General features: G+C 36.9%; 23 protein-coding genes. 9 read left to right on the top strand and 14 right to left on the bottom strand.

Annotated features, from left to right (window positions below):
• Positions 1-40: 40 nt before the first annotated feature.
• Entirely contained in the window at positions 41-1,444 is a 1,404-nt protein-coding gene (locus CM19_RS07295) for an APC family permease (RefSeq protein ID WP_048099793.1), read from the top strand.
• Positions 1,445-1,459: 15 nt separating this feature from the next.
• Here the strand turns inward: CM19_RS07295 and CM19_RS07290 are convergent, their stop codons facing one another.
• The 3 genes from CM19_RS07290 to tldD all read right to left on the bottom strand — a co-directional run bounded on the left by CM19_RS07290 (position 1,460) and on the right by tldD (position 4,517).
• Positions 1,460-1,852, bottom strand: a complete 393-nt coding sequence (locus tag CM19_RS07290) for a universal stress protein (RefSeq protein WP_048099792.1) — start codon at positions 1,850-1,852, stop codon at positions 1,460-1,462.
• 87 nt (positions 1,853-1,939) lie between these two features.
• A complete protein-coding gene (locus CM19_RS07285; protein ID WP_048099791.1) occupies positions 1,940-3,187 on the bottom strand; it encodes a TldD/PmbA family protein in 1,248 nt (415 codons plus the stop codon).
• Positions 3,180-4,517, bottom strand: coding sequence for a zinc metalloprotease TldD (tldD, locus tag CM19_RS07280; RefSeq protein ID WP_171714505.1), 1,338 nt, complete (start codon positions 4,515-4,517; stop codon positions 3,180-3,182). The genes CM19_RS07285 and tldD overlap by 8 nt, the downstream gene beginning before the upstream one ends.
• Before the next feature lie 27 nt (positions 4,518-4,544).
• Between tldD and CM19_RS07275 the strand changes: the two genes are divergently transcribed.
• The 4 genes from CM19_RS07275 to cyoE all read left to right on the top strand — a co-directional run bounded on the left by CM19_RS07275 (position 4,545) and on the right by cyoE (position 8,010).
• Positions 4,545-4,958 (top strand): CopG family ribbon-helix-helix protein, encoded by a 414-nt coding sequence (locus CM19_RS07275; protein WP_048099790.1) that lies wholly within the window; start codon positions 4,545-4,547, stop codon positions 4,956-4,958.
• The gene (locus CM19_RS07270) at positions 4,936-5,595 is read left to right on the top strand and encodes a B3/B4 domain-containing protein (protein WP_048099789.1); all 660 of its coding nucleotides are present in this window, start codon (positions 4,936-4,938) and stop codon (positions 5,593-5,595) included. Before CM19_RS07275 ends, CM19_RS07270 begins: the two co-directional genes overlap by 23 nt.
• Positions 5,595-6,518, top strand: coding sequence for a homoserine dehydrogenase (locus CM19_RS07265; protein ID WP_048099876.1), 924 nt, complete (start codon positions 5,595-5,597; stop codon positions 6,516-6,518). The genes CM19_RS07270 and CM19_RS07265 overlap by 1 nt, the downstream gene beginning before the upstream one ends.
• A gap of 625 nt (positions 6,519-7,143) precedes the next feature.
• The gene (gene cyoE, locus CM19_RS07260; RefSeq protein WP_048099788.1) at positions 7,144-8,010 is read left to right on the top strand and encodes a heme o synthase; all 867 of its coding nucleotides are present in this window, start codon (positions 7,144-7,146) and stop codon (positions 8,008-8,010) included.
• A gap of 98 nt (positions 8,011-8,108) precedes the next feature.
• Here the strand turns inward: cyoE and CM19_RS07255 are convergent, their stop codons facing one another.
• Complete coding sequence (locus CM19_RS07255; RefSeq protein WP_048099787.1) at positions 8,109-8,669, bottom strand: hypothetical protein; 561 nt, start codon at positions 8,667-8,669, stop codon at positions 8,109-8,111.
• Positions 8,670-8,734: 65 nt separating this feature from the next.
• On the opposite strand from CM19_RS07255, the gene CM19_RS07250 reads away from it, so the two are divergent.
• A complete protein-coding gene (locus CM19_RS07250; protein ID WP_048099786.1) occupies positions 8,735-9,508 on the top strand; it encodes an enoyl-CoA hydratase/isomerase family protein in 774 nt (257 codons plus the stop codon).
• Here CM19_RS07250 and amrS read toward each other — a convergent pair.
• The 3 genes from amrS to CM19_RS07235 form a co-directional block, all read right to left on the bottom strand.
• Positions 9,505-10,557, bottom strand: a complete 1,053-nt coding sequence (amrS, locus tag CM19_RS07245) for an AmmeMemoRadiSam system radical SAM enzyme (protein ID WP_048099785.1) — start codon at positions 10,555-10,557, stop codon at positions 9,505-9,507. The two genes, CM19_RS07250 and amrS, sit on opposite strands and share 4 nt — an antisense overlap.
• Positions 10,558-10,631: 74 nt before the next feature.
• Positions 10,632-11,123, bottom strand: coding sequence for an adenosine-specific kinase (locus CM19_RS07240; protein ID WP_048099784.1), 492 nt, complete (start codon positions 11,121-11,123; stop codon positions 10,632-10,634).
• Positions 11,124-11,293: 170 nt separating this feature from the next.
• Complete coding sequence (locus CM19_RS07235) at positions 11,294-11,680, bottom strand: hypothetical protein (RefSeq protein ID WP_048099783.1); 387 nt, start codon at positions 11,678-11,680, stop codon at positions 11,294-11,296.
• A 45-nt stretch (positions 11,681-11,725) separates the two neighbouring features.
• Here CM19_RS07235 and CM19_RS07230 point away from each other — a divergent pair, with 45 nt between their 5' ends.
• Entirely contained in the window at positions 11,726-12,274 is a 549-nt protein-coding gene (locus tag CM19_RS07230; protein ID WP_048099782.1) for a VIT1/CCC1 transporter family protein, read from the top strand.
• A gap of 57 nt (positions 12,275-12,331) precedes the next feature.
• On the opposite strand, the gene CM19_RS07225 is transcribed toward CM19_RS07230, so the two are convergent.
• Entirely contained in the window at positions 12,332-12,523 is a 192-nt protein-coding gene (locus tag CM19_RS07225) for a hypothetical protein (protein ID WP_235185648.1), read from the bottom strand.
• A gap of 40 nt (positions 12,524-12,563) precedes the next feature.
• Here CM19_RS07225 and CM19_RS07220 point away from each other — a divergent pair, with 40 nt between their 5' ends.
• On the top strand, positions 12,564-13,103 hold the full coding sequence (locus CM19_RS07220) for a cupin domain-containing protein (RefSeq protein WP_048099781.1): 540 nt from the start codon (positions 12,564-12,566) through the stop codon (positions 13,101-13,103).
• Positions 13,104-13,110: 7 nt separating this feature from the next.
• On the opposite strand, the gene CM19_RS07215 is transcribed toward CM19_RS07220, so the two are convergent.
• On the bottom strand, positions 13,111-14,064 hold the full coding sequence (locus CM19_RS07215) for a 3-hydroxyacyl-CoA dehydrogenase family protein (RefSeq protein ID WP_081801245.1): 954 nt from the start codon (positions 14,062-14,064) through the stop codon (positions 13,111-13,113).
• A gap of 91 nt (positions 14,065-14,155) precedes the next feature.
• On the opposite strand from CM19_RS07215, the gene CM19_RS07210 reads away from it, so the two are divergent.
• On the top strand, positions 14,156-14,740 hold the full coding sequence (locus CM19_RS07210) for a translin family protein (protein WP_048099779.1): 585 nt from the start codon (positions 14,156-14,158) through the stop codon (positions 14,738-14,740).
• A 738-nt stretch (positions 14,741-15,478) separates the two neighbouring features.
• On the opposite strand, the gene lysX is transcribed toward CM19_RS07210, so the two are convergent.
• Genes lysX through CM19_RS07185 form a run of 5 tightly spaced genes read right to left on the bottom strand, consistent with a single transcriptional unit; the run spans position 15,479 to position 23,049 of the window.
• The gene (gene lysX, locus CM19_RS07205; RefSeq protein ID WP_048099778.1) at positions 15,479-16,327 is read right to left on the bottom strand and encodes a lysine biosynthesis protein LysX; all 849 of its coding nucleotides are present in this window, start codon (positions 16,325-16,327) and stop codon (positions 15,479-15,481) included.
• Entirely contained in the window at positions 16,324-19,464 is a 3,141-nt protein-coding gene (carB, locus tag CM19_RS07200) for a carbamoyl-phosphate synthase (glutamine-hydrolyzing) large subunit (protein WP_048099777.1), read from the bottom strand. The genes lysX and carB overlap by 4 nt, the downstream gene beginning before the upstream one ends.
• Entirely contained in the window at positions 19,454-20,560 is a 1,107-nt protein-coding gene (gene carA / locus CM19_RS07195; protein ID WP_048099776.1) for a glutamine-hydrolyzing carbamoyl-phosphate synthase small subunit, read from the bottom strand. Before carA ends, carB begins: the two co-directional genes overlap by 11 nt.
• On the bottom strand, positions 20,541-21,881 hold the full coding sequence (gene argH / locus CM19_RS07190) for an argininosuccinate lyase (protein ID WP_048099775.1): 1,341 nt from the start codon (positions 21,879-21,881) through the stop codon (positions 20,541-20,543). The genes carA and argH overlap by 20 nt, the downstream gene beginning before the upstream one ends.
• Positions 21,871-23,049, bottom strand: coding sequence for an argininosuccinate synthase (locus CM19_RS07185; RefSeq protein WP_048099774.1), 1,179 nt, complete (start codon positions 23,047-23,049; stop codon positions 21,871-21,873). The genes argH and CM19_RS07185 overlap by 11 nt, the downstream gene beginning before the upstream one ends.
• Positions 23,050-23,130: the final 81 nt, after the last annotated feature.

Below are 23,130 nucleotides of genomic sequence, written 5' to 3'. Positions count from 1 at the left end.
TTTTTTAACTTCTTAAGATCGAAAAGCTTAAAGGGAGATTATGAGGCTCAGCAAGGGCGTCATATCATTAAAGGAGAACTACGGTCAAGCTATGGCAGTAACTGCACCTTTAGGAAGCGTAGTTTCAACTACTACAGCCGCAGTTGCGTTAGCCGGATATTCAGTTGTATTTGCTACTTTTTTAGCCCTTTTAGCTAGCGCATTGTGGATATATACACTAACAAGATATACATCAAGGATTGCTTCAGCTGGTGGATTTTATACATTTGGCTTTTCTGCGTGGAGAAATAAGGAGGTAGCGTTCTTTGAGGCTTTAATGGAAGCCTTTGCCTACTCCTTTCTAAACTCTGTTAATGTAATTGCTGCCTATCTGATATTGCAGGTAGGTCTTTCGATGGTTAATATAACGCTTAATCCAATTATTGGTGGACTAATTGTCGTGTTAGGAGTCCTTTATCCTACGCTCATCTCCCTTACACATATAAGGTTTGTATTAGGTAAAGTAATAGTAGTAAGCGCTACAGCTGAAGCAGTACTCTTAGTCTCTCTTTTCATAATTTCCCTAACTAAAGGCTTTCACTTAAGTTACCTTACACCTGGACATATCTCGTTTTCTAACCTAGCTGCAGCCTTCGTGCTTACTGTAGTTAGTATATCTGGAGCTGGAGCTTCAACGTATCTAGGCGAGGAGACTAAGAAACCTACGAAAAACGTTACAAACGGAATGTGGATGGCGTTGTCTATAGGAGGATTTTCGATGCTTTTAGGAACTTATGCTTTAGTCTCACTTTGGTCAGGTCCTTTATCTGCGCTATCTAATTCCCCTCAGCCCTTAATGTCAGAGATGTTCTCATTTGGTATCCCAGCAATGGCTATTGCATTAATCCTTAGTTTAAATAGCCTTTACTCGTCTAACGTTGGAACCACATTGGGCTCAGCTAGAATATTGTTTAACTTATCGAGAGAAAAATCTGCCCCAGCCTTTCTATCAAAGGTTAACAAGGATGGTGAACCAATACTTGCAACTATTACTATAGGGCTTATAACTGCGGTAGTAACAGGACTTTCAGTAACACTAGTTGGAGTTCAGAACGCATTAGTCTACACTAGCTTCATAACGGGGATATTTTGGCTCACAGGTAGAATAGTCGATGCCCTTGGAGTGCCTGTAATGACATACAGATTAGTAGGAAAACTAGCGTTAAGTTCATTGGTAATACCCATTATAACTGCTGGAATACAAATATGGGGAGTTATTACATCTCTACAAGGAGTTATGTTAAGCCAAGTACTTACAATTATAGTGGTCGCAGGAATAATGGTTTCCTTATACATGTTCAAAGGAAGAAAGGGTAAACCTGGTAGCCTAGTTGTAGATGAAAATAACGAATTGATTACAATAGATGAATATATAAAAAGGCTAAAAAAGGTTAAAGCTTATTAGAGAAAGAATTTTAGATTACTTTACTACTAGCACTGGAACATCAGATTTGCTAACCAAACTACTTGAAACACTTCCCATAACGATTTTCTTCAATCCTGTTAAACCTCTGCTTCCTGTAATAATAAGCTCGCAACCTATTTCTTTACAATATTGTACAATCGCATCTGAAACATCCACGCTTTCAAGCACTTTTGTTTTAACAGGGAGTCCTGTAGTCTCAGATGCTATCTCGTCTAAAACTTTCTTACCTTTATCTTCACTTTCTATTATTTTTTGTTCTGGACTTTTTGGTGCTTCTTTAACAACTGTTACTATATGTATTTCATCGTCCTTCTTTAGCATATTCATTGAAAAAAGTACAGCTTTTTTAGCGTAATCTGAACCATCATATGCTATAACGACTTTCATAATTAAACTAAACTTAAACGTCTTAATAAAAATTCTTTGAAAAGAACTAAACGTTTTTCATTTTTAGGTTAGTAAAAAAATAAAGAATTAAGCTATCGATATACCTTCTACTTCAACGTTACCTATTGTCAAATTTCCGTAAGTTTCTTCGGCTTTAGATATAGCAAGAATTCCCCTAATTAATTGGAGCAGATCGCCAGTAACAGTCAATTCCCTCAAACCTATTCTTTTCCCATCTTTAATCAACCACGCTACAGGGGAAACTACGCTAAATTCTCCTGTGTCGAAATTACTGGTATGAACTCCTTGAACACTATCAACTACAACTTTACTGTTTTCCTCTACAGAGTGTTCTGCATAACGAACTAAAAGATTTGTAGGTGAGATAACTGGCTGTGAGGAATAGTTTCTATATGCTGAAGCAGTATTCTCTACATGAGCTTTTCTCGCCCAATAAGTATTAGACAAATATGTCTTAATTTGACCATCTAAAATTACGTTTAACTTTGATTCTATCCCTTCTCCATCAAAGGATCTGCTATATATTGAGTCTCCTATTGTAGGATCATCAACTATCTTAAGACCCTCCTTTATGATATCATTTGACCTTAAAGGTGTCCTTCTTCTATACGCATATTCCTCTGATATCGCTCTTGAAAATAAAGGTACAAAGAGCTCTGACATAGCTTTTGGTGTAAAGATTACTGATTTTGGAACAAAGTCGAGCTTTATTCTTTTAGCAGTAGACTGTACCTTGGATATTATTGTATCTTTGATTGTTGTCAGATCTTTTTTTGGATACCTAAATGTCGAGTACTCATAAATTTCTGGACCAACATAAGATCCATCGACATAATTAGCAATGACTCCAGCATATATTCCAGATCTAGTTTCCTCAACTTTTTCACCTTCTGTGTTTTCCAAACCAACTTTTACTTCATATGCGGAGGAAGTAATTGAGATTACGTTAATCTTTCCCCTTAAGTCGCTTAATTCCTCTATATATGTCTTACAAATCTCAAATGGATCTACTTTATAAAATAATGGAAGAGAATTTACTGGTTTAATTTCTGGAAGGTAATTCGCTTCATCCTTCTCTGAAACTTTCATTGTATCCATTGACCTTTGTAGAAGGGATTCTTCAAGTTTGGTCGAATATGCAAAACCAACTCTTCCATCCTTAAAAACCCTTAATCCATAACCACTTTCATTTAAACTCTTTGAGAAAGTTTGCTTCTCCCTAGTTATCTCATACTCCTTTCTTTCCACATAGTAGATTTCAGCAGATAGTCCTAGATTCTTTGCCTTATCTAAGATTGAAGTTACGTCAAGCATTTCCTCCCACCTTTACTTTAACCTTTACATGAGGACCGCCAGTACCAACTGGAACGGATTGCCCTCCCTTTCCGCAGAACCCAGGCCACATATCGAAGTTCTTCGACACTGCCTCAATTCTTCCCAAAGTCTCGAGAGTATAACCTGCTATACCAAAGTTTCGTAATGGTTCCTTTACCTCACCCTTCTCTATTCTATAGCCCTCTTGAATGCCGAACTGAAAAGTGCCATCAGGACTAGTTTGGCCTCCCAATGGGGAGACAACCAAATATCCGTCTTTTATCTCGCTTATCATCTCTTCCACGCTCCACTTTCCAGGATACATATATGTATTTCTCATCCTTATTAGTACTGGACTTCTAAAGTCCTCCGCTCTCGCATTACCCGAAGGTCTCTGACCTAGAAAAACCGCAAAGTACCTATCAACTAAAAACTCTGAAACGATTCCGTTATCCAGTATCTTTATCTCCCTCCCTTCTACACCCTCATCGTCATACGGAGTAATACCTATGCTCATAGGAAGATCATGTCTTGGGGAATCAACTATCGTAACGAAATCTGGAGCGATCTTTTTTCCTCTTAGAGGATAAAGAATACCATTTACTGCTAGGTCTGCCTCAGCTAAATGTCCCAATGCTTCATGAGAGAAAACTCCCACGACATCAGGGGATAAAATAACCTCCGATTCACCCGCTGTTGGAACTTTACCCTTCAATTGATTATTAATTCTTTTTAAAATTATATCAACCATAGAATTTTCATCAAATACCTCCAATGGATATCCCTCATAAGTAGCTACCCCGTAATACGCAGAAGCCATAACTCCAGAATCAAAAGCGACTGCTGATAAGTACACGCCACTCAAAGAATATTCTTGTAGGATTTCTCTATCCTCTGTACTATAATATTCTTTCCTTACCTTCTGATTAAAGTACCTTACACTAATCGCCTTTACTCTACTGTCTTGCATCACTTTTTCCTTTATTTTTCTTAAATCGTCTCTGATCTCCTCTATGCCCTTGTTAACTTCTTTTTTTGGGCGTATTTTCACTTCGTCGTGCTTAGGAGGAAGGTAAACTATGTTAACCTTTTCGTCACCATAAGCGGAATCAATTGCTCTCTTAACTTCCTCGCTTCCAGGATTTACAAAGCTAGAATATCCCCAATTACCGTTATAAAGAACCCTAAGAGAGTGACCTGATTCAATGCCATTTGTTTGAACGTATTCTCTGGATTCGCTTACGTTTAGCGAAAGATCATCAACATAGAAGGATCTCAAGTCAGCAAACACTGAACCGAGTTCCTCAGCTCTTCTAAGAAGGTTCAGCAATATTAATCCCCTCTACAAAATATCCATATGAATGTTGAAAAGATTAGCGTATCTTTACCGATTGAGCTTTCAAAAGACTTAGAAAACTACATGAAGAACTGCCAGATTAGAGACAGATCAAAAGTATTTCAAATGGCTATTAGAAATTTCTTAGATGAGAATTCGGTTGAGAATCGAGAAGTAATAGGTATTCTAAGCGTTATATATAATGCTCAAGCAACTTTAGATATTACTGAAGCTCAGCATAAGGATTTAATTTCTGTAATTTCAACAATGCATATCCACATTAACGAAGAAGACTGTATGGAAGCAATAGCAGTTAAAGGGAAAAAAGATGAAGTTGTAAAACTTTCCTCTCATATTTCCTCAATTAGAGGAGTTAAAAAGGTAAGACTTACAACATATTACCTGAACGAAAATGAAGATAACTATATGCGATAGTTGCGCTAAACTAGGAATTTTTGTAGCTCATACTGAAGTTCTTGGGACAAATAATGGACATGGCGTGCTTGAAGATGACTTAAGACTAGTTGAGGAACGTTTTTCTTCAGAAGACCCAGAAAGACTTAAGGAAAATCCTGTAGTCAGAGCGTATAGGGATTTCTACTGGAGGATTGGAATAGATCCCACTAAGACTAGGCCTGCGGGTGAAGCCTTAAGGAGAAGGATAGAAAGAAATGGAAAATTACCTCGAATAAACGATATTGTAGATGCTGGAAATATAGCGAGCTCCTCTACCCTTATTCCTATTGGAATTTATGATATAGCCAAAGTTAAGGGTGAACCTTCCATTGTCCTATCTAAGGGAGGAGAGATCTTCTATCCAATAGGTAAGGATAAACCAGAGACGTTAAGAGCTGGAATACCTATAATGATTGATGAGGAGAAAGTGATGCATATATATCCTCACAGGGATTCAAGGATAACTAGCGTAGAAGAAAGTACAAGGGATGTCCTTATTGTGGGTGCAGGTGTACCTGGAGTAGATAAAGAAATAATTAAAAACGCTGTAGAAGTTACTACGTCGTTAATACTTAAATTAGGCGGAAAACAAGTACATGAGATAGTGATTTCATGATAAAAGCTTTGCTTTGTGGGTTTGGAAATGTTGGGAGAGCTTTTGCAGAAATGATTGAGAGCTTCCCAGATATTACCCTTTCTGGAGTTGTAACTAGAAAGGGACTGATGTTGGGAAAAAACAGAGAGTTCAAAACACATAGAGAAGTCTCAGTCCTAGAAGCTTTCCATGAAATTAAGCCAGATATAATAGTAGATACAATGTCAGCTAACTATAAGGATGGAGAGCCCTCATATTCTCTTTATCTCTCAGCACTCAATGAAGGTACTGCCGTAATAACAGTAAATAAGGCACCATTATCGCTTCACTATTCAGAAATTGTTAACGCTTCAAAAAAGCATAACGCTTTCTTAGGATTTCAAGGGACAGTAATGAGTGGTACTCCATCAATAAACTTGAGAAGAATTATGCCAGGACAAATTTCCCAAATTAAAGGGATATTAAATGGGACTACGAATTACATTCTTACAAGAATGTATGAGGGATTAGATTATGACAATGCGCTAAGAGAGGCTCAAGAGAAAGGATATGCGGAAAGAGATCCGGAATTGGACGTTAATGGATTTGACGCTGCAGCAAAGATCACTATACTTACTAACGTTTTCTTCAACACAAGTAAGACGATTAAAGACGTTAAATTTGAAGGAATAAAAGGAATTAATTCTTCTCTCATAAAGGAGAAAAAAGAAAAAGGGATAAAAATGAAGCTTGTTGCTAAGTCAAACGGAAAAGACGTAAGTGTAACGCTCTCTGAGATTAACGAAAATGAGCCTCTTTACTCTGTGGATTATGTCACAAACGCATTGGAGATTATATCGGAAATTCAGAACATAACAATCATTGGACCAGGAGCTGGACCAAAGAATGCTGCTTATGGAGCTTTAAGTGATCTGCATATTTTCAGAGGGAAAATGATGTTATAGCAATTTTTTAGAAAAGATAAATATATCTTAGAATATCTATAAAATAGTTTATATATTTTCTACAAAGAGATTAGCTATTCACAATCTCCTTATGAATTCTTCTGCTCGTTTAACACTATTTAGGATAAAGAGTTGTTAGGTCTAGAAAGTAAAAACTGAGCCGTTAAAAACAGTTTCGCTTAAATTGTGAAATTTCACATATTTCATGATTTTTCCCTTTTCAAGATGGTCATATTTTAAAAACAATATTTATTTTGTCCCAGATGCGGGTGTGTAGATCCGAAGAAGGGACTGTAAATGGGTTAAGGGTAAGAGGAACTAAAGTGTGCGGATTTCCCCCACATTCCGAGTCGTGGTCTAGGTGGGGTTTTCCGCTAATGGTTAGTAATGATGATCTTTGTTCAGAACGATGTGAAGCCCAAGGATTTTACTGGCAATAAATGTCCGTAAAATCCAAACTACAATAAAATCTAGACGTAACTATAATTACTAATATACTTGGAATATAAGTAAAAATCTATTCATTAAAAGAAAAATATTGTTGAATACATTTTACAATATTAAAAAACCGTAAATATTTAAGCTTTTAAGTCCAAGGATAGATGTTTAAATAGGTGCATTAAGATTGTCTACTTCAATTCAAACAAGGCTAATATACTACGCTAAACTGAGTAAACCTAGGATTATTTGGTTACTTGACCTTGCAGCATTAGCTGGTGCGTTCCTTGTTGGAAAAATAAGTGTATTACCATTAATAGCTGTTCTTTTAGGAGGTACATTAGCTTCAGGAGGTTCAATGATAGTAAATGAAGGGGTTGAGATAGATAAGGATAAAGTTATGAAAAGGACGTCTAAAAGACCTACAGTTATGGGATATATATCAAAAAAGGAAGCTATAACTGTAGGAGCGGCATTACTTGCAATTGGAACGGCTATAGGATTATTTGCGAATCCTCTAACTTCCTTCTTTATTCTGCTTGGTGGACTTATATACATTTTTGTATATACTGTTTGGTTAAAACCAAGAAGTCCATTAAACATTGTAATAGGAGGTTTTGCAGGAAGTGCAGCCGCCTGGGCAGGATATGCAGCAATGAGTGATAATTTCACTCTTTCTTCTCTTTTACTAGGTATGTTAATATTCATGTGGACGCCTGGTCATTTCTGGTCATTGGCATTAAGGTATAAAGATGATTACGATAAAGCAGGAATTCCAATGCTACCTGTTTTACTTCCTGAGAGAGACGCAGCGAGGTATATAGCAATATCCAACGCGCTTATGATACCTTTTGCTTTATCTATATTTCCATTTGTGGGAATACCATACGCTATAGTTACAACAATTATGTCTGCCATCTTGTTTTACTTTACAATAAGATTATTAAGAAATCCTACTGGAAAAGAAGCATGGACTTCATTTAAAGTATCTGCCCCATATCTAGCTATACTTTTAATAACAGTTATAATAATAAAGTTCTTTGCTATTATTTAATTTGAAAACTATCTTTCAAAAAGATTACCTGCTCACTGTTAATAAACACTCCTTAATGAGTAAGATCAAGTCCAATTTTAATAAGATCAAGTCCAATTTTAATATGAGATAGATACCTTCATCTGAGCCTCGGTGTTATTACTTATATTAACTTCTACGACTATATCTCCACATCTTTTTCTCAATGTTATCTTATTCTCAGATAAAGTAACCTTAAGATTAGAGCAGTTAGATAACGCCTTAAGCTTGTAGTAGTAGTAAGGGTTCTTAAGCTTCTTAAGGGCCTTATTAAACACTTTCTCGAACAGGGCATTCATGTCGTAAAGTTCAGCATTATTAATTGGTATTTTCAAATTAACCTCTATATAGTATTCGTTTACACTAACGTTAACATTCTCGTATAACCTATAAAGAGCATAGGACGAAACAATTGGAGCTGCGATCGAGTATCCAATCAAAACGTAAATAAGACTCCTAAAGTAAAATAAGGAGAGTAGAACATCTGATGCAGTAAATAGTGGTATGGCCATGGAGACATAAACCAATGTTTCAACAAAGTCCCTAAGCCTTCTTACAACTACAATAGGGTAAACTACTCCCCCAGCAAATGGTATAGCTGAAATCGGCAAAAAGTATAGCTCTCGCTTGTCTAGTCTCATATACTCAGTTTATGTAAAACAAAGATTAAAGCATTGTTTAATAATTTTTAATGAAGAGATACACCATGCAATTTGTTTTAACAAAAAAAGAAGGGAATTTAGCTTGGATAATATTAAATAAAGCCGAAAAACTTAACGCATTAGATAGTAAACTAATTGAAGAAATATGGGAAAGTGTTGAACAATATGAAGAAGATAGTGAGACAAGAGTACTCATTTTTACTGGTTCAGGAAAAGCTTTTTCAGCAGGAGCTGATATTACCGAGTTCACAAAATTAAGCCCCATTGACGCATGGAAATTCGCAAAGAAAGGTAGAGGGCTTATGGATAAAATAGAGAATTTGAGTAAGCCGACTATCGCAATGATAAATGGCTACGCACTAGGAGGAGGACTTGAACTTGCGTTATCTTGCGATTTAAGAGTAGCGGCAATAGAAGCTCAGCTAGGATTACCAGAAATAAACTTGGGAATTTACCCTGGTTTTGGAGGAACTCAAAGATTGACTAGACTCGTGGGAAAATCAAAGGCTTTAGAAATTATGATGACAGGAGATAGAATAACTGCTTCTGACGCTGAGAAAATGGGGTTAGTAAATAAGGTTGTTCCTCTTTCTTCCTTGGAAGAGGAAACTAGAAACCTTGCCTTAAAGTTAGCGGAGAAGTCTCCTGTTATTTTAGCATTACTTAAGGAGGTTGTCTTAAGGGGAAATGACTCACCTATACTTTCTGGCCTAAGTATGGAAAGTCTTGGATGGTCTACGGCATTCTCAACCCAAGATAAAAATGAGGGTGTATCAGCATTCCTACAAAAGAGAAAACCACAGTTTAAGGGAAGTTAAATGAAAACTGGCTCAAATCTATCCTCAAATGCATTTTTTGATAATTTACCTTTAATTGGTAACTTATGCCCACAATACTTACATCTCATATCCTGAGTTAAATTCCATTGAGTTATCCTGAATCCATATCTGCCGATCACTAGATTCCCGCATGAAGGACAATACGTATTTTCTAGAGGATGGCCTGGAACGTTTCCAACATAAGCAAAATTAAATCCCATTTCTTTTGCCAACCTATAATGTTTCTCCAGGATCTCTACGGGTGTATAAGGTAAGGTATCAAGTTTATAGTCAGGATGAAACCTGAGAAAGTGTATTGGAACATCTGGACCTAAAATATCCATGATTTTAGATAAAAGTTTCTTAGCTACTTCTAAATTATCTCCTATTTCTGGAATTATCAAGTCAGTTACTTCAACATGCACTCCAAGTTTGTTTAAACTAGCAATAGTTTCTAATATTGGTTCAGGTCCAGAAGCACTAATATATCTTTTCATGAACTTCTCTTCGCCATTTCCCTTAAAGTCTACCGTTACAGCGTCTAGAAATTTTTTCGAATATTCAACCGTTTCATCAGTCCAGTAACCATTAGTTACCATTGTATTGAATAATCCGTACTTATGCGCTAATACCCCTACATCATGAGCAAACTCAATAAAAATTGATGGCTCATTATAGGTGTATGTTATTCCCTCGGATTCATAAGACCTTGCCATTTCAATTATCTCATTAACAGATAATTCAGTCCCCTCCATTCTTCTCCTTTGGCTTAAGTCATAATTTTGACAATACGCACACATCCAATTACAACCATATGTAGAAAATGAAAAAACTCTTGAACCTGGATAAAAGTGAACCAAAGGTTTTTTCTCAATAGGATCTACATGTGCCGCTGCCACTTTTCCATATACTCCTAAATAAAGTTTCCCGTCACTAACGTATCTAACTCCACAAAATCCTATTTGCCCTTCTCCTATCAAACATTTCCTAGCACATGCCGTACATCTGATCTTATTGCTTTCTTTATGGTAAAGTACTGCCTCTTTCATTACTGAAGTCTCAGATTTAGAGAATATAAACCTAACATATCAATTCTTTAAATTAGAAAGATTAAAAAGAAAATTTATTTTTTATAACCAAACTTCCTAAGAAGTTCTTTTCTTTCCTTTATATCCTCATCTCCTTCTACACCCAGCGGACTAAATCCATCTACTACTCCAAGAATTCCCCTTCCCTGATTCGTTTCAGCCACTATTACTTGCAGTGGGTTAGCTGTTGCAGCAAAGATCGTTATGACCTCGTCAAGACTCTTAATCCTATTCAATACGTTTATTGGAAAACCATTCTTTAAATATAGAACAAATGAATGACCGGAACCAATCTTTTTTGCATTTTCAATCGCTATCTTGACCAGATCCTGGTCGTTACCATCATATCTAATTAATCTTTTTCCACTAGCCTCACAGAACGCAAAACCAAATTTTAAAGAGGGGGATGATGAAGCCAAAGTTTCATACATATCCTCAACAGTTTTTATAAAGTGCGATTGACCGACGATTACGTTAGTGCCTTCAGGTATATCTATAGTTACCACGTCAATTTTTACCTCAGGCATAGGTATTCATGTAAGTTTGCTAAGAAGTTACTAATATGTGCTTCTTAAGTTGGGAAACATTAGTAACTGTTAATGATGTTTAAAAAAAATAAATTAGTTTAGAAGAAAATCATAAATTGTGTTCAAGTTTTAAAAACACTAACTTCATATTATTTTTATAAAAACTCTGATCATGATTTTAGATAAGCGTAGTTAACTTCTATCACTTTTCCAGTATTGAGATTTACATTTACGCTATAGTGTAGCTGCGTTACAATAACTTCATAGCTTCCTTTAGGAAGATAAAATGTTATTTCTCCGCTAGAGTTAGTAAAGTTCTCCTCTAAGAAATGACCACCAGCATATATCTGGACTACAGCATCTGAAAGCGGAGATTGACCTCCAAAAGGTCCATAGTTCATTATAACTTTAACTGTGAGAGGATATTTTCCATTAACTGAAACTCCTGGAACTGCACTCACGTAAACCCTCGTTTTATAATTTGATGCCAAAAATACACCGGCGATTGTTATTACAAGTATTACTATCCCTAAAACCAAGAGCAATCTCTTATTCATGATAAAAGTCTAATATAACCTCTGATATTTAAGTTGAATCAACATATGTTGGAAAAAGTATTGGAGGCTTTCAAGTATTCGCTAAAATATGAGAAATCTATTTTGAGAAGGTATCTTATCCTAGGCTCTTTTGATGGAATATTGTTAACCATGGGGATTGTTGTATCTGCGCTAGCTACAAATCTCAGTGTAAGAGATACTAATCTTGCTACAATAAGCGGAATAACCGCAGTTGCAATATCCTCAGCGTGGAATTCCCTTGTTGTAGAGGCTAAGGAGAAAATAGAGGAATACAATGAGCTTCAAAGACAAATGATGAGAAGTTTAAAGGGGACAATATATGATTATGGTACAAAAGCCACTATATTCTTATCAACAATCACTCACGGTTCTTCTCCATTCTTAGGAATTATTCTTCTTTTGAGTTACGACTATTCTAGGAATTTAGGGATAATTATTGGAATTTCAATGATAGTTCTTTTCTTGCTTGGGCTTTCATATGAAGGTAGTTTTAAGGAAAAAGTACTATCAGGTTTATTAATTTTAATAGCTGGTGTAATAACCGCTGTAATAACTGTAATTCTTAATACATAATTTTTCTCTACATCCATTAGAATGGATAAGCTTTGATTCTCTTCTACATACCTTAACTTATAACCACCAACCGCTTGAACTCCAACAACCATATCTTGAGAGGAGTTCTACACAAGCCTTCTTGTCCCCTTTCTCGCATTTCTCACATAACTTGCCATAACTTTTAACGGTTTCTTCATCACATATAACCTTACCGCATATAACAACACACAGTTCTTGATCCTCTTCCTTTACGTAACACTCCATCATTTATCGACACCTTTTTAAACAATTTAAACAATTTAAACCAATGACAAAAACTTTAGAAAGAGAGGATAAGCAGGAAGAGTACTTGAAGGATATCAAATCACTCATAAAAGAAATAGAAGAGGATGATCTAAAAGTTATAGCTTTCATGGAAGACACTACCCCACCTGCAGATGTGAAGCCGAAGGTTATAAGATTTAAGAGAACGTTACACCTTCTAAAAGCGATAGCTGCAGAAGGAAAAGTTCAGAAAGGAGTTGCTAAGATTATGTTTTACTCTCCAAGTACGGGAAGATCTAAAGGACTTACGCCCACTATGATGGCTGGACTTCAATATATAGAACCTAAAACAGAAACCAAACCACATTCTCATAACATGGCGTCTATTTACCTCGTGGTAAAAGGTATAGGATATTCAGTAATTGACGGAGAAAAATATTACTGGGAACAGGGAGATATTTTCGTCATACCCGCTAACGCTGTTCATAGTCATATAAACACAGGGAGTGAGGAAGCAGTTTTATTTGACGTAACTGACTCGCCTCTTTTAGAAAATATGGGTATTCTAGAATTTAAGGAATAGGAAAAAACTATTTTCCATCTTTTTCATATACGACTTTATATACTTCTAGGAGTTTTTTATCTCTCCACTTAGATAAGTCTTGAAATGTTTTACCTTTAGTGAAGGAATAATCCTTTACTTGCTGTACAGCCTTAACGACACCAGTATAGGGAAACTTATCATATTTTGCAAGCGTGTTCATCCACTCATTTGCACCATATCCAAATCCTTGACTAAAGAAGTACTCTAGTCCGCCTTCACCTCCTCCTAAGTGATATGTTAGAAAAGGTCCCATGAAAGCCCACCTTAAGCCTATGGCAGCAGTCATTGCTTTATCTATATCCTCAACAGTGGCTATGCCTTCATCTACTAGGTAAACGGCCTCCCTAAATAATGCGAACGCTAATCTATTACCAATAAATCCAGGTACCTCTTTCTTGAGCATTACTACAACCCTATCAACTTTTTCCATAAGATCCTTGGTAATGTCTAGAGTTTCCCTTGAGGTTTTCTCGCCTGGAACTATTTCGACCAATGGCAGAAGATGAGGAGGATTCCAAGGATGTGCAATGACTCCTCTCTCAGGATATTTCTTCATGCCTTTCTGCATTTCTGTCATAAGTAAGCCAGAAGTACTACTTGCAATTACTATCCCTTTATCAAGTTTGTCATCTATATAACCTAAGATCCTCTTTTTAACGTCGTAGTCCTCTTTTACAGCCTCTATTACGAAGTCTGCACCAGTGATCACTTCATCCAAGCTAGTAGTAGGTTTAACTCTAGAGTATATACTCTCCGGATTTTCAGAAATCATTCCGACTTCCTTCATTACGTTTAGATATCCTCGCACTTTTTGCATGCCTTTATCAAGAGTTTCCGACTTTTCGCTATACATGGATACATCATATCCCTTAGTTGCAAAAAGGGTAGCCCATCCAGAGCCTATTAGTCCCGCTCCAACCACTGCTATGCGTTTTATCATAAGTTTAAACATGTATAAGTAATATAAGAGTATATTTCTATACATAAAGATAGAGACTAACTTATAAGCTAAAGATAACAATTAAAGCCAAATGAATACGGATAAGCTCGTAGAATATCTCGAGAATGTTGAGAAAAAACTAATGGATAGATTTGATAATAAAGAAAAACTCCTCTTACTTTCTAGGGAACTCATTAGGGTATCTGGAGAAACAATTTCTCTATGTCATAGAGGAAAGGAAAGTGAGGCGAAAGAGAAGTTCCATAAGGCGATAGAAAAAGCTAAAGAGATTCAAAAAATTGTAAGTGACTATCCAGAACTACTTTACGGAGACGTTGGAGTTTCATTTCAGGAACTCGCGGAAGCAGATATAGTGTTAAGCTTTTACTTTAACCTTGACGTAATGTTACCGAACGAATTAGGAATTCCTGATACATACTTTATTGATGGAATTGCAGATGCTATAGGAGAAATGCGAAGGGCTATCTTAGAATTCTTACGGAAGGATAAAAAAGAAGATGCAGAAAAGACTATGGAAAAGATGGATATCCTATACGAATCCATATGGAAACTGGAGTATCCAAAGTCACTTGTTCCGGGTTTGAGGCAAAAAATAGACGCTTTAAGAAGAATAGTAGAGGAGACAAGACATGACCTATTCTTAGCAACTATTTAAGTTTAGACAGAGCGCAAATAACACTATACTATAACTTTCAGATCCTTTCAAGATCTGACCTCCTCCCCGCTCTGAAGAGCGAGGCTTTCAGTTGTAACAAATAGGTTTATTGACCATCTGATTACTATTTACAATAAACTTTATAATTTTTTGGGAATAAGGTGATCTTCCCTCTCCCTCACTGTAATCTTCCCTCCCCTTAATTCAGTGAAGATAAATATAAAGATCCCTACAGTAAAACTGTATGATTTCAAATTTCCTTTTATCATACTAAATTCACTAGACACGAATCCTTTAAAGCAAAGTCCAAGCTCACCTTATGCCTTACCTACGCTAACTCTTACCTCATTGAGGGGTTTAGTTTTACGGACATTTTTTCCTTATCCGTAAAGCCTTGGATTTCAGCACGTTCTAGGTAAACATTCATCATAACGATTCACCTATTAACGAGGTAACCCCATCTGCAAAATTCTTGAAAGCCTTGTCAAAGGCCTCAGAATTGTGGGAAACCAGCACATCTTTAGGAAGATATTTACACTAGCGTTTATTAGTCAGCCAATTTTTAACACGCGCATATGCATTCAAAGACTTTCTTTGATCTAATTTCGGATATACTCACTTCAATTAGGACTTAAATTAATCTTCATTTAAAGATACATAAGTTTTTGGAAGAAGGAAAAATCGCTACATACTAAGATGTCATAATTTAAGCGAAACTGCTAACTACGGCTGAAGATATCATGAAAAACCCCTTTCAATATAGCTTATGAGTTTCTCGGGAACATTTATACCCGTAGCTAACATGAAGCCCTTAAATTCAGGTGTATCATTAAACTCATTTATTACATATCCTTTAGATGGATGCTCAAGTATATCAACAGAGACAAATTCGCCATTTATTACGTTAGAGGCCTTAAGCACGATCTCCTTTAGTTTTTCATCAATTTGTAAGGAACTTGGATTTCCTCCAAGAGCTACATTAGCTCTCCATTCATTTGGAGGTATATTTCTCGCGTAACAACCAAGAAGTTCATCCTTGCTAAGAACAATGCAGCGAATATCTCTATTTTTTTCTTTAATATACTCCTGGATGATGTGTATCTTAAGCGCCGAATTGCCTATCATTTCTCTATGCTCTGTAATTGTTTTACCCTCAAATATATCTCTTACAAGCGACACTAATCTACCCCAGCTTCCTATTGGAGGTTTGTCTATTAGTGGAAATCCGACTTGTTCATATGCCTTGAGCGCACTATCTGGAGACATAGCTATTACAGAATCTGGTATAGGAATACCTGCTCTAAAGAGCTTCGAATATGTGAGGATCTTATCCCCTGCCACTGTTATAACATCACTGGAATTTATTGTGTGAACTCCTGCACCTTCAAGAACTGCAGCTGAGTAAAGCGATCTATACATGCTTATAGCCCTTATGATCCCAACATCGTACCTGCCTAGGGCTTTGTTAAAAGGTATTGGTTCTTGGGCTACATTAATTACGTCGTAATCTATACCGTGGTCATTTAATGCCTTAACTATTAATTTCTCTTCTTGTCTTATTATATCAACTACTAGTGCTATCCTCATGATTTGACACCGTAATAACTTTTTTCATAATAAGTTATGTTCGTCTTAAATAGTGCTTTAGTTATCTCCTTTCCTAATCTGCCGTTTAGAATAACGGGCACGTTATAGTCTACTGCCTCTCTCCTAATAGCGTAATCTATTGGCTTCAGATAACCATCAGTTATTAGAAGTCCAACTTTACCATTAACTATTAAGGCTAAGGCAGCGCTACTTTCTAATTCTTCTTCCCAAACGCTAGACCCCTGTAACGAAACAACTTCCATTCCATACTTACTTAGGTTTTCTGCAGCTTCTTTAAGGGACTCTATATTGCTCTTTCCATAAATTATCGCATACTTCCCCTTTTCTGGAATCCTATTAGGAGGAGAGGAAAGCCAACTCTTTATCAGTGCATCATAAAAGTCTACACCAAACGATGCAGCCTCACCAGTGCTCTTCATCTCAGGTCCTAAGAATGGATAAGCCCCCTTTATTTGAGCCCATGAGAATTGAGGAGACTTTACTGCCCAACTTCTCGACTCAGGTTCCTCAAACTCATCAGTCCTAAGCCCATTTAATATCCCGTCTACTCCGAGGTGAATGAGATTTATCCCTTTAGCCTTACTACTAAAAGGCATAGACCTACTAGCCCTTAAGTTAAGTTCAATTATGTAAGGTTCACCATCCTTAACTATAAACTGTAAATTGAAAGGCCCTTTTATCTCTATTTCTCTAGCTATTCTAAGCCCAGCTTCTTTCATTTGTTGTTTTATCGCATAATTCAGTTGTCTTTCTGGGATAGTTATTGTTGCATCTCCGCTATGAACACCTGCCTCTTCTACGTGTTCCAATACAACTCCAACTACGCCTTTTCCATCTGATACAGCATCTATTTCAGCCTCAATTGCACCATCCAGGAATTTAGAGATTACTGCAGGGAACTTAGATGAGACCTTAATGTCATCAATAGTGCGTATTAACTCTTCTGTAGTTTTCACTATCCTCATTGAGGAACCACTTAGGACATAACTAGGCCTTACTATTACTGGAAGACCAACTCTATCAACGAACTTCTTGACCTCTTCTATGCTAATGGCTGATATCCATTCAGGTTGCTTTAATCCCAGTTTATCTAAGAGAGAAGAGAATTTATTCCTATCCTCAGCTACATCAACGGCGCGCCCAGACGTACCAAAAAGCCTAACGCCATTGTCCTCAAGATCTTTAGCCAGATTATTGCCAATTTGTCCAGCCACAAAGGTCGCAACATATCTAAAGTTATCCTTTCTTACAATGTCTAGTATTCTCTCTGTAGAAATTTCATCAAAGTACAATTTTCTTGCTACGTCCCAATCAGTTGAAACTGTCTCTGGGTTATAGTTTAGAATCGCAACCTCATCAAAGTACTTTGAGGCTGCATCGAGTAAGGATATAACACCCCAATCAAATTCAACAGATACCCCAATTCTAAAAACTCCAGAACCTAGAATTAACAGTTTATTCCCACCCCTTGTAGTCTCAATATCGTCTTCTCTACCGTTGTATGTAACGTAAAGGTAATTGGTTACTGCTGGCCATTCTCCTGCTAAAGTATCTATTTGCTTTATTACAGGGCTAATTCCGTTTTCATTCCTCATTTTTCTTACGCTTCCTTCTTCGTAACCTAACGCTGAGGCAAGCTGTTTATCACTGAATCCTAATTTCTTTGCGTATTCAATAGTTTCCCTTGTTAAGCTTTTCCTTTCCTTTAAACCGTTATAGAAGTAAACGAGATCCTTAATTTTTTTGAGAAAGAACCTATCTACGCCTGTTGCTTCATATATTTCGTCAACCGTTGCACCTTCTTTAAATGCCTTAGCAGCGTAAAGGAACCAATACGGACTCCTTGATGTAAGCTTAGAAATTGCTTCATCCTTACTCATAGCCGAGAAGAACGTTTTTCCTCCGACTATTCCTGGTTCATCAAGATCTAACATTCTGATAGCTTTTTGTATAGCTTCCTCAAAGTTCCTACCTATACTCATCACTTCTCCAATGCTCTTCATCTCGGTAGCTAGAGATTGATCAGCGTTTTCAAACTTTTGAAGATCCCATCTGGGTATTTTTATCACTACGTAATCAAGACTTGGCTCAAAACATGCACATGTTGAACCAGAGACTTTGTTTATGATTTCATGGAGGGAATAGCCTAACGCAAGCTTTGCAGAAACATAAGCTAGAGGATATCCTGTGGCCTTACTTGCAAGAGCGCTAGATCTAGACATCCTTGGATTGGTCTCAATTACATAAAAGGAATAACTATTTGGACTTATGGCGAACTGTACGTTACATTCCCCAGTTAAATCTATAGACTTGGCTACCATCTCAGAATACCTTCTCATATCCTGATATTCCATATTGTCAAGCGTCTGACAGGGAGCAATAACTGTAGATTCTCCTGTATGAACTCCCATTGGATCTAGGTTTTCAATGCAAGCTATTACCGCACTGTTTCCCTTATTATCCCTTACTACCTCATATTCTAGTTCCTTCCAATGATGTAAATATTTCTCTATTAGAACCTCATGAATATAGCTTTGAGAAAATGCTCTACCTATCTCCTTTTTCAGATCGTTTTCCTTCCAAGCTACTATAGAACCTCTACCCCCTAAGTTAAAGCTAACCCTAACCATCACGGGGTATCCAATTTCTCTTGCCCTCTCTAACGCTTCTTCTTCGTTTTTAGCTGACAAACTAGGAGGTACTGGAATGTTAACGTTAATCATTGTTTCCCTAAATTTCTCCCTACTCAAAGCTCTTTCTATGCCCTCTATTGGAGTTCCAAGAACCTTAACTCCATATTTCTGTAATATTCCATTTTTATATAAATCTACACCTACATTAAGAGCAGACTGTCCTCCAAATCCTATCAGAATTCCATCTGGTCTTTCTTGTTCTATAACCTTCTCTACAGCCCACCAAGTTATAGGCAACATGTATATCTTATCAGCCATTCTATAGCTTGTTTGTACAGTAGCTACATTAGAGTTAACAAGGACAGTTGAGATCCCTTCTTCCTTCAATGCCTTTAGCGCTTGACTTCCACTATAGTCAAATTCAGCTGCCTCTGCTACTTTTATGGGACCTGAACCTACTACAATTACTTTCCTAATGTCCATTTAACATCACCCTAAATTTATCGAAGATCCAAGTTACATCCCATGGTCCTGGTCTAGCCTCTGGATGAAACTGAACAGTTATAATGGGTAACTTTTGGTGAACTAAACCCTCAACTATCATGTCATCTGGATTATAGAACCAAACCTTCATGTCTTGAGGAACATCTTCCTTAAATACTCCGTAACCGTGATTATGAGTTGTTATATAACACTTATTGTCAGTAACGTCTATTACAGGCTTATTTATGGCTCTATGACCGTACTTCATTTTCTTAACTTTTCCTCCAAAGGCTAAAGTTGTGATCTGGTGACCTAAACAAATTCCCATTATTGGTATACCATACTCCACTAGATCTTTATAATTTTTGACCAGAGATGAAAATAAATTTGGATTTCCTGGACCATTACCAAATACAACGCCTTTAGGCATATAATCCATAATTTTGTCAGCTGAAAACTTACATGGAACCCTAACAATAGTAAATCCTCTTAAGTATAGTTCTTGTAGAATCCCGTGTTTTATACCACAGTCAACCAAAACAATTAAGTCCTTTCCTTTCCCTTGATGAATTATTGGAACTTTAGGAGAAGTAAATTCAGTAAAATCTATTTCGTCATATTTTCTCTCTAGATATTTCTCAGGTTCGTCAATCTTAACTCCAGATGATATAACTCCCATCATAACTCCATAGCTTCTGACTTTCTTTACTATCATTCTAGTATCGACATCTGAAACGCCAGGAACACCTTCAGAGGTTAACCACTCATTTAGACTCATATCAGAATTCCACTTATGTGGATCTGTCTCTTCAACTACAACTAAACCCTCTACCTGTATCCTATCAGACTCAAAGTTCTTCAATATTCCTGATATGTCCTGTTTTTTTGGGACTCCGTAATTTCCTACTAATGGATGAGTAATTACCAAAATTTGACCCTTATATGACGGATCGGTTAACGATTCTGGATAACCATTCATAGAAGTTGTAAATACTACTTCACCAGACCTAATCCCAGACTTTCCAAATCCACAGCCCTCAATTAGCGTACCGTCTTCTAAGTAAATATACCCTTTCTTATCCCTCTTGCATATCATCTTCTAACGCCCTCAGTTGAGCTAATTTCGAGAATATCTCGTCTTTATATTCCTTTAATATTCTTTTGTCCCTTTCTAACCTCTCACGATAATCTTTCAAGTCTCGCTTAAGGATTTCTGGATTGGGTGAACCTATTACAGCTTTGTTTCGTATAGAACTTTCGAAGTTCTCAGAAGGTTTAAATGAACCTTGTCTTACTCGAGTAGAGATATCAAAGTATGCCTCTCTATAGGGAACTCCTTTCATCGACAGTAACTCGGCTTCATCAGTAGCTAATACAGTTTCATCCTTAATAGAGCTCTTTACTTTAAGACCTTGAATTAAGGAATGAATAACTTCAATATTCCTTTTTGCTTCAATTATTGGAATCCAATAATGCGGATTCATCTCTTGTATGTCTAAATCATAACCTGATGGCAACCCCTTATAAATAGTTGATAGGGATATAACGTTACCTAAGCATTCGCCAGCCTTTGCCCTCAATATCTCCATAGTAACTGGATTTCTCTTCTGCGGCATTAGGCTACTCGTGCTAACGTGGGAATCTGGAAGCTCAAGTAAGTCGACAAATTTGGAGGAAAGAAAAACCATATCTTCAGCAAATCTACTAAGAGCAAGATCAAGATTACATACTTCGAGAACTGCGCTTATAAGATCTCCTCTTGAGGATGTGGCTGATATTGTGTTAACTATTACCTCATCAAATCCTAAAAGTTCCGCTTCTCTTTCCCTATTTAGCTTAAAGTTCGTTCCAACAATTGCCCCACTTCCTAATGGAGATCTATTGACTAATTTCAAAGAACTAAATATTGACTTCCACCTCGAGCTCAGCTCTTCCTCGAGATATAATAGATAGTGAGCTAAAGTGGAAGGTTGTGCAGGTTGTAGATGAGTAAAAGTCGGAAATATTATATCAGTAGATGACTCAGCTACTTCGAGAATCTTTTCTCTCGCCTTATTTATTTCATCCAAAAGGTCAAGTAGTTCGTTTCTTGCCTTCACCCTCAAAGCTGTAGCTACATGGTCATTCCTACTTCTCCCTAGACCAATCCAGTCACCGTCCTTCCCCACTTTTTTTATTATGTAATCCTCTAAAGCTTCATGAACGTCTTCATATTCTTCTCCTATCTCCTTAAAGGAATTTATTACAGAAATTACGTTCTTACATGTCTCTTTACTTATTACCTTATCTAGGTAAAGCTCTATCACATGAACTTTCATTGTGAGCTTAACTTCATCCATTATTTCTTTATCAGAAAGCACAGACGAAGTATACTTTACTACCTCATCCTCCGAAGAACCCCATTTTCTATAAAGCATCTGACCTCACCTTTCTCGCTAACAACGAATGCATACCCCACATCTCTATAAAACCTCTTGCCATCTCATCAGAGGGATACCATCCCTTATTGTAACTGGCTACCTTGTCAGAGTACGGAGAATTTATCGATTCTCTTCCGATAATTCTCATACCGTCTCCTTGAACTTCTACCTCAACCTTTCCCATGATCCACTTGTTCATTCCCTCACCAGTACTTTGAAGGGTTTCCCTCAATGGCTCATACCATAACCCTTGATAAACCAAGTCAGACCATTGACTATCCACATACTTCTTGAACCTAAACTCCAAAGGAGTGTAAATCATCTTTTCTAAGTCCTTATGAGCTGCGATCAGGACTAAAGCTGCTGGAACTTCATAGACTTCCCTTGATTTAAATCCAACTACCCTATTCTCTATATGGTCTACCCTACCAAAGCCAGTGGAACCAGCAATCCTATTAACTTCTTTAATTAAAGTAACTAAATCCAAATCCTTTCCATTTATGGATACGGGAATCCCTTTGTCGAACTCTATGACCATTCTGGATTTGTCTGAAGTCCTTTTTGTAAGTTCAAACGCATCCTCTGGAACCTCCACGGAGGGATCAGAAATTACATCTCCCTCAATACTTCTTCCCCATAAATTTTCATCTATACTGTACTTACTACTTTCCAACTTAATTTGAATTCCCCTTTCTTCTGCAAACTTTACCTCATCCTGCCTAGTCATTCCCCATATCCTTGCTGGGGCTATGATTTTGGCGTTAGGCATTTTAGACATTACAGCAAGATCAAATCTTACTTGATCATTACCTTTTGAAGTAGATCCGTGGGCGACGAATTCTGTTCCTTCTTTTTTAGCTACCTCAACTATCTTTTCTGCTATTAAAGGCCTTGCTAAGGCTGTTGAGAGTGGGTATACATCCTCATAAAGGCCATTCATAATTATATCATATGTTACGAAACCTTTTACAAACTCCTCCTTTGCGTCTATCATATAGTGTTTGCTTGCCCCAGCTGAATACGCTCTCTCTTCAAGCTTTTTGAAGTCGTCCACTTGACCTACGTCGACAGTGACAGTTATAACGTCGGCCTGATACTTTTCCTTTAACCATCTTATTGATACAGTAGTATCTAAACCACCTGAATATGCAAGGATTATTTTCATGTTCAAGAAAACGCAACAAAAACAGATTTAAAAGTTAAGAGAATAATCATTTTTACGTAGTTCTCTATAAGTAGAAAGCTG

The organism is Candidatus Acidianus copahuensis (assembly GCF_000632495.1).
Lineage (GTDB): Archaea > Thermoproteota > Thermoprotei_A > Sulfolobales > Sulfolobaceae > Acidianus > Acidianus copahuensis.
Note: the sequence above shows the minus strand (reverse complement) of the source record. Positions and strands in the feature narration are given on the sequence as shown.

Coding starts and splice junctions, on each gene's coding strand:
- CM19_RS07225 (WP_235185648.1), bottom strand. CDS start 12,523: ATGATGGAGTGTTACGTAAAGGAAGAGGATCAAGAACTGTGTGTTGTT.
- CM19_RS07290 (WP_048099792.1), bottom strand. CDS start 1,852: ATGAAAGTCGTTATAGCATATGATGGTTCAGATTACGCTAAAAAAGCT.
- lysX (WP_048099778.1), bottom strand. CDS start 16,327: ATGAGGATAGCACTAGTAGTTGATATAATAAGACAAGAAGAGAAATTA.
- CM19_RS07240 (WP_048099784.1), bottom strand. CDS start 11,123: ATGCCTGAGGTAAAAATTGACGTGGTAACTATAGATATACCTGAAGGC.
- CM19_RS07235 (WP_048099783.1), bottom strand. CDS start 11,680: ATGAATAAGAGATTGCTCTTGGTTTTAGGGATAGTAATACTTGTAATA.
- CM19_RS07285 (WP_048099791.1), bottom strand. CDS start 3,187: ATGCTTGACGTAACTTCAATCTTAGATAAGGCAAAGAATCTAGGACTA.
- CM19_RS07255 (WP_048099787.1), bottom strand. CDS start 8,669: ATGAGACTAGACAAGCGAGAGCTATACTTTTTGCCGATTTCAGCTATA.
- CM19_RS07275 (WP_048099790.1), top strand. CDS start 4,545: ATGAATGTTGAAAAGATTAGCGTATCTTTACCGATTGAGCTTTCAAAA.
- amrS (WP_048099785.1), bottom strand. CDS start 10,557: ATGAAAGAGGCAGTACTTTACCATAAAGAAAGCAATAAGATCAGATGT.
- carB (WP_048099777.1), bottom strand. CDS start 19,464: ATGGACATTAGGAAAGTAATTGTAGTAGGTTCAGGTCCCATAAAAGTA.
- argH (WP_048099775.1), bottom strand. CDS start 21,881: ATGCTTTATAGAAAATGGGGTTCTTCGGAGGATGAGGTAGTAAAGTAT.
- carA (WP_048099776.1), bottom strand. CDS start 20,560: ATGATATGCAAGAGGGATAAGAAAGGGTATATTTACTTAGAAGACGGT.
- CM19_RS07295 (WP_048099793.1), top strand. CDS start 41: ATGAGGCTCAGCAAGGGCGTCATATCATTAAAGGAGAACTACGGTCAA.
- CM19_RS07210 (WP_048099779.1), top strand. CDS start 14,156: ATGAATACGGATAAGCTCGTAGAATATCTCGAGAATGTTGAGAAAAAA.
- CM19_RS07185 (WP_048099774.1), bottom strand. CDS start 23,049: ATGAAAATAATCCTTGCATATTCAGGTGGTTTAGATACTACTGTATCA.
- CM19_RS07270 (WP_048099789.1), top strand. CDS start 4,936: ATGAAGATAACTATATGCGATAGTTGCGCTAAACTAGGAATTTTTGTA.
- CM19_RS07220 (WP_048099781.1), top strand. CDS start 12,564: ATGACAAAAACTTTAGAAAGAGAGGATAAGCAGGAAGAGTACTTGAAG.
- CM19_RS07230 (WP_048099782.1), top strand. CDS start 11,726: ATGTTGGAAAAAGTATTGGAGGCTTTCAAGTATTCGCTAAAATATGAG.
- CM19_RS07250 (WP_048099786.1), top strand. CDS start 8,735: ATGCAATTTGTTTTAACAAAAAAAGAAGGGAATTTAGCTTGGATAATA.
- CM19_RS07215 (WP_081801245.1), bottom strand. CDS start 14,064: ATGATAAAACGCATAGCAGTGGTTGGAGCGGGACTAATAGGCTCTGGA.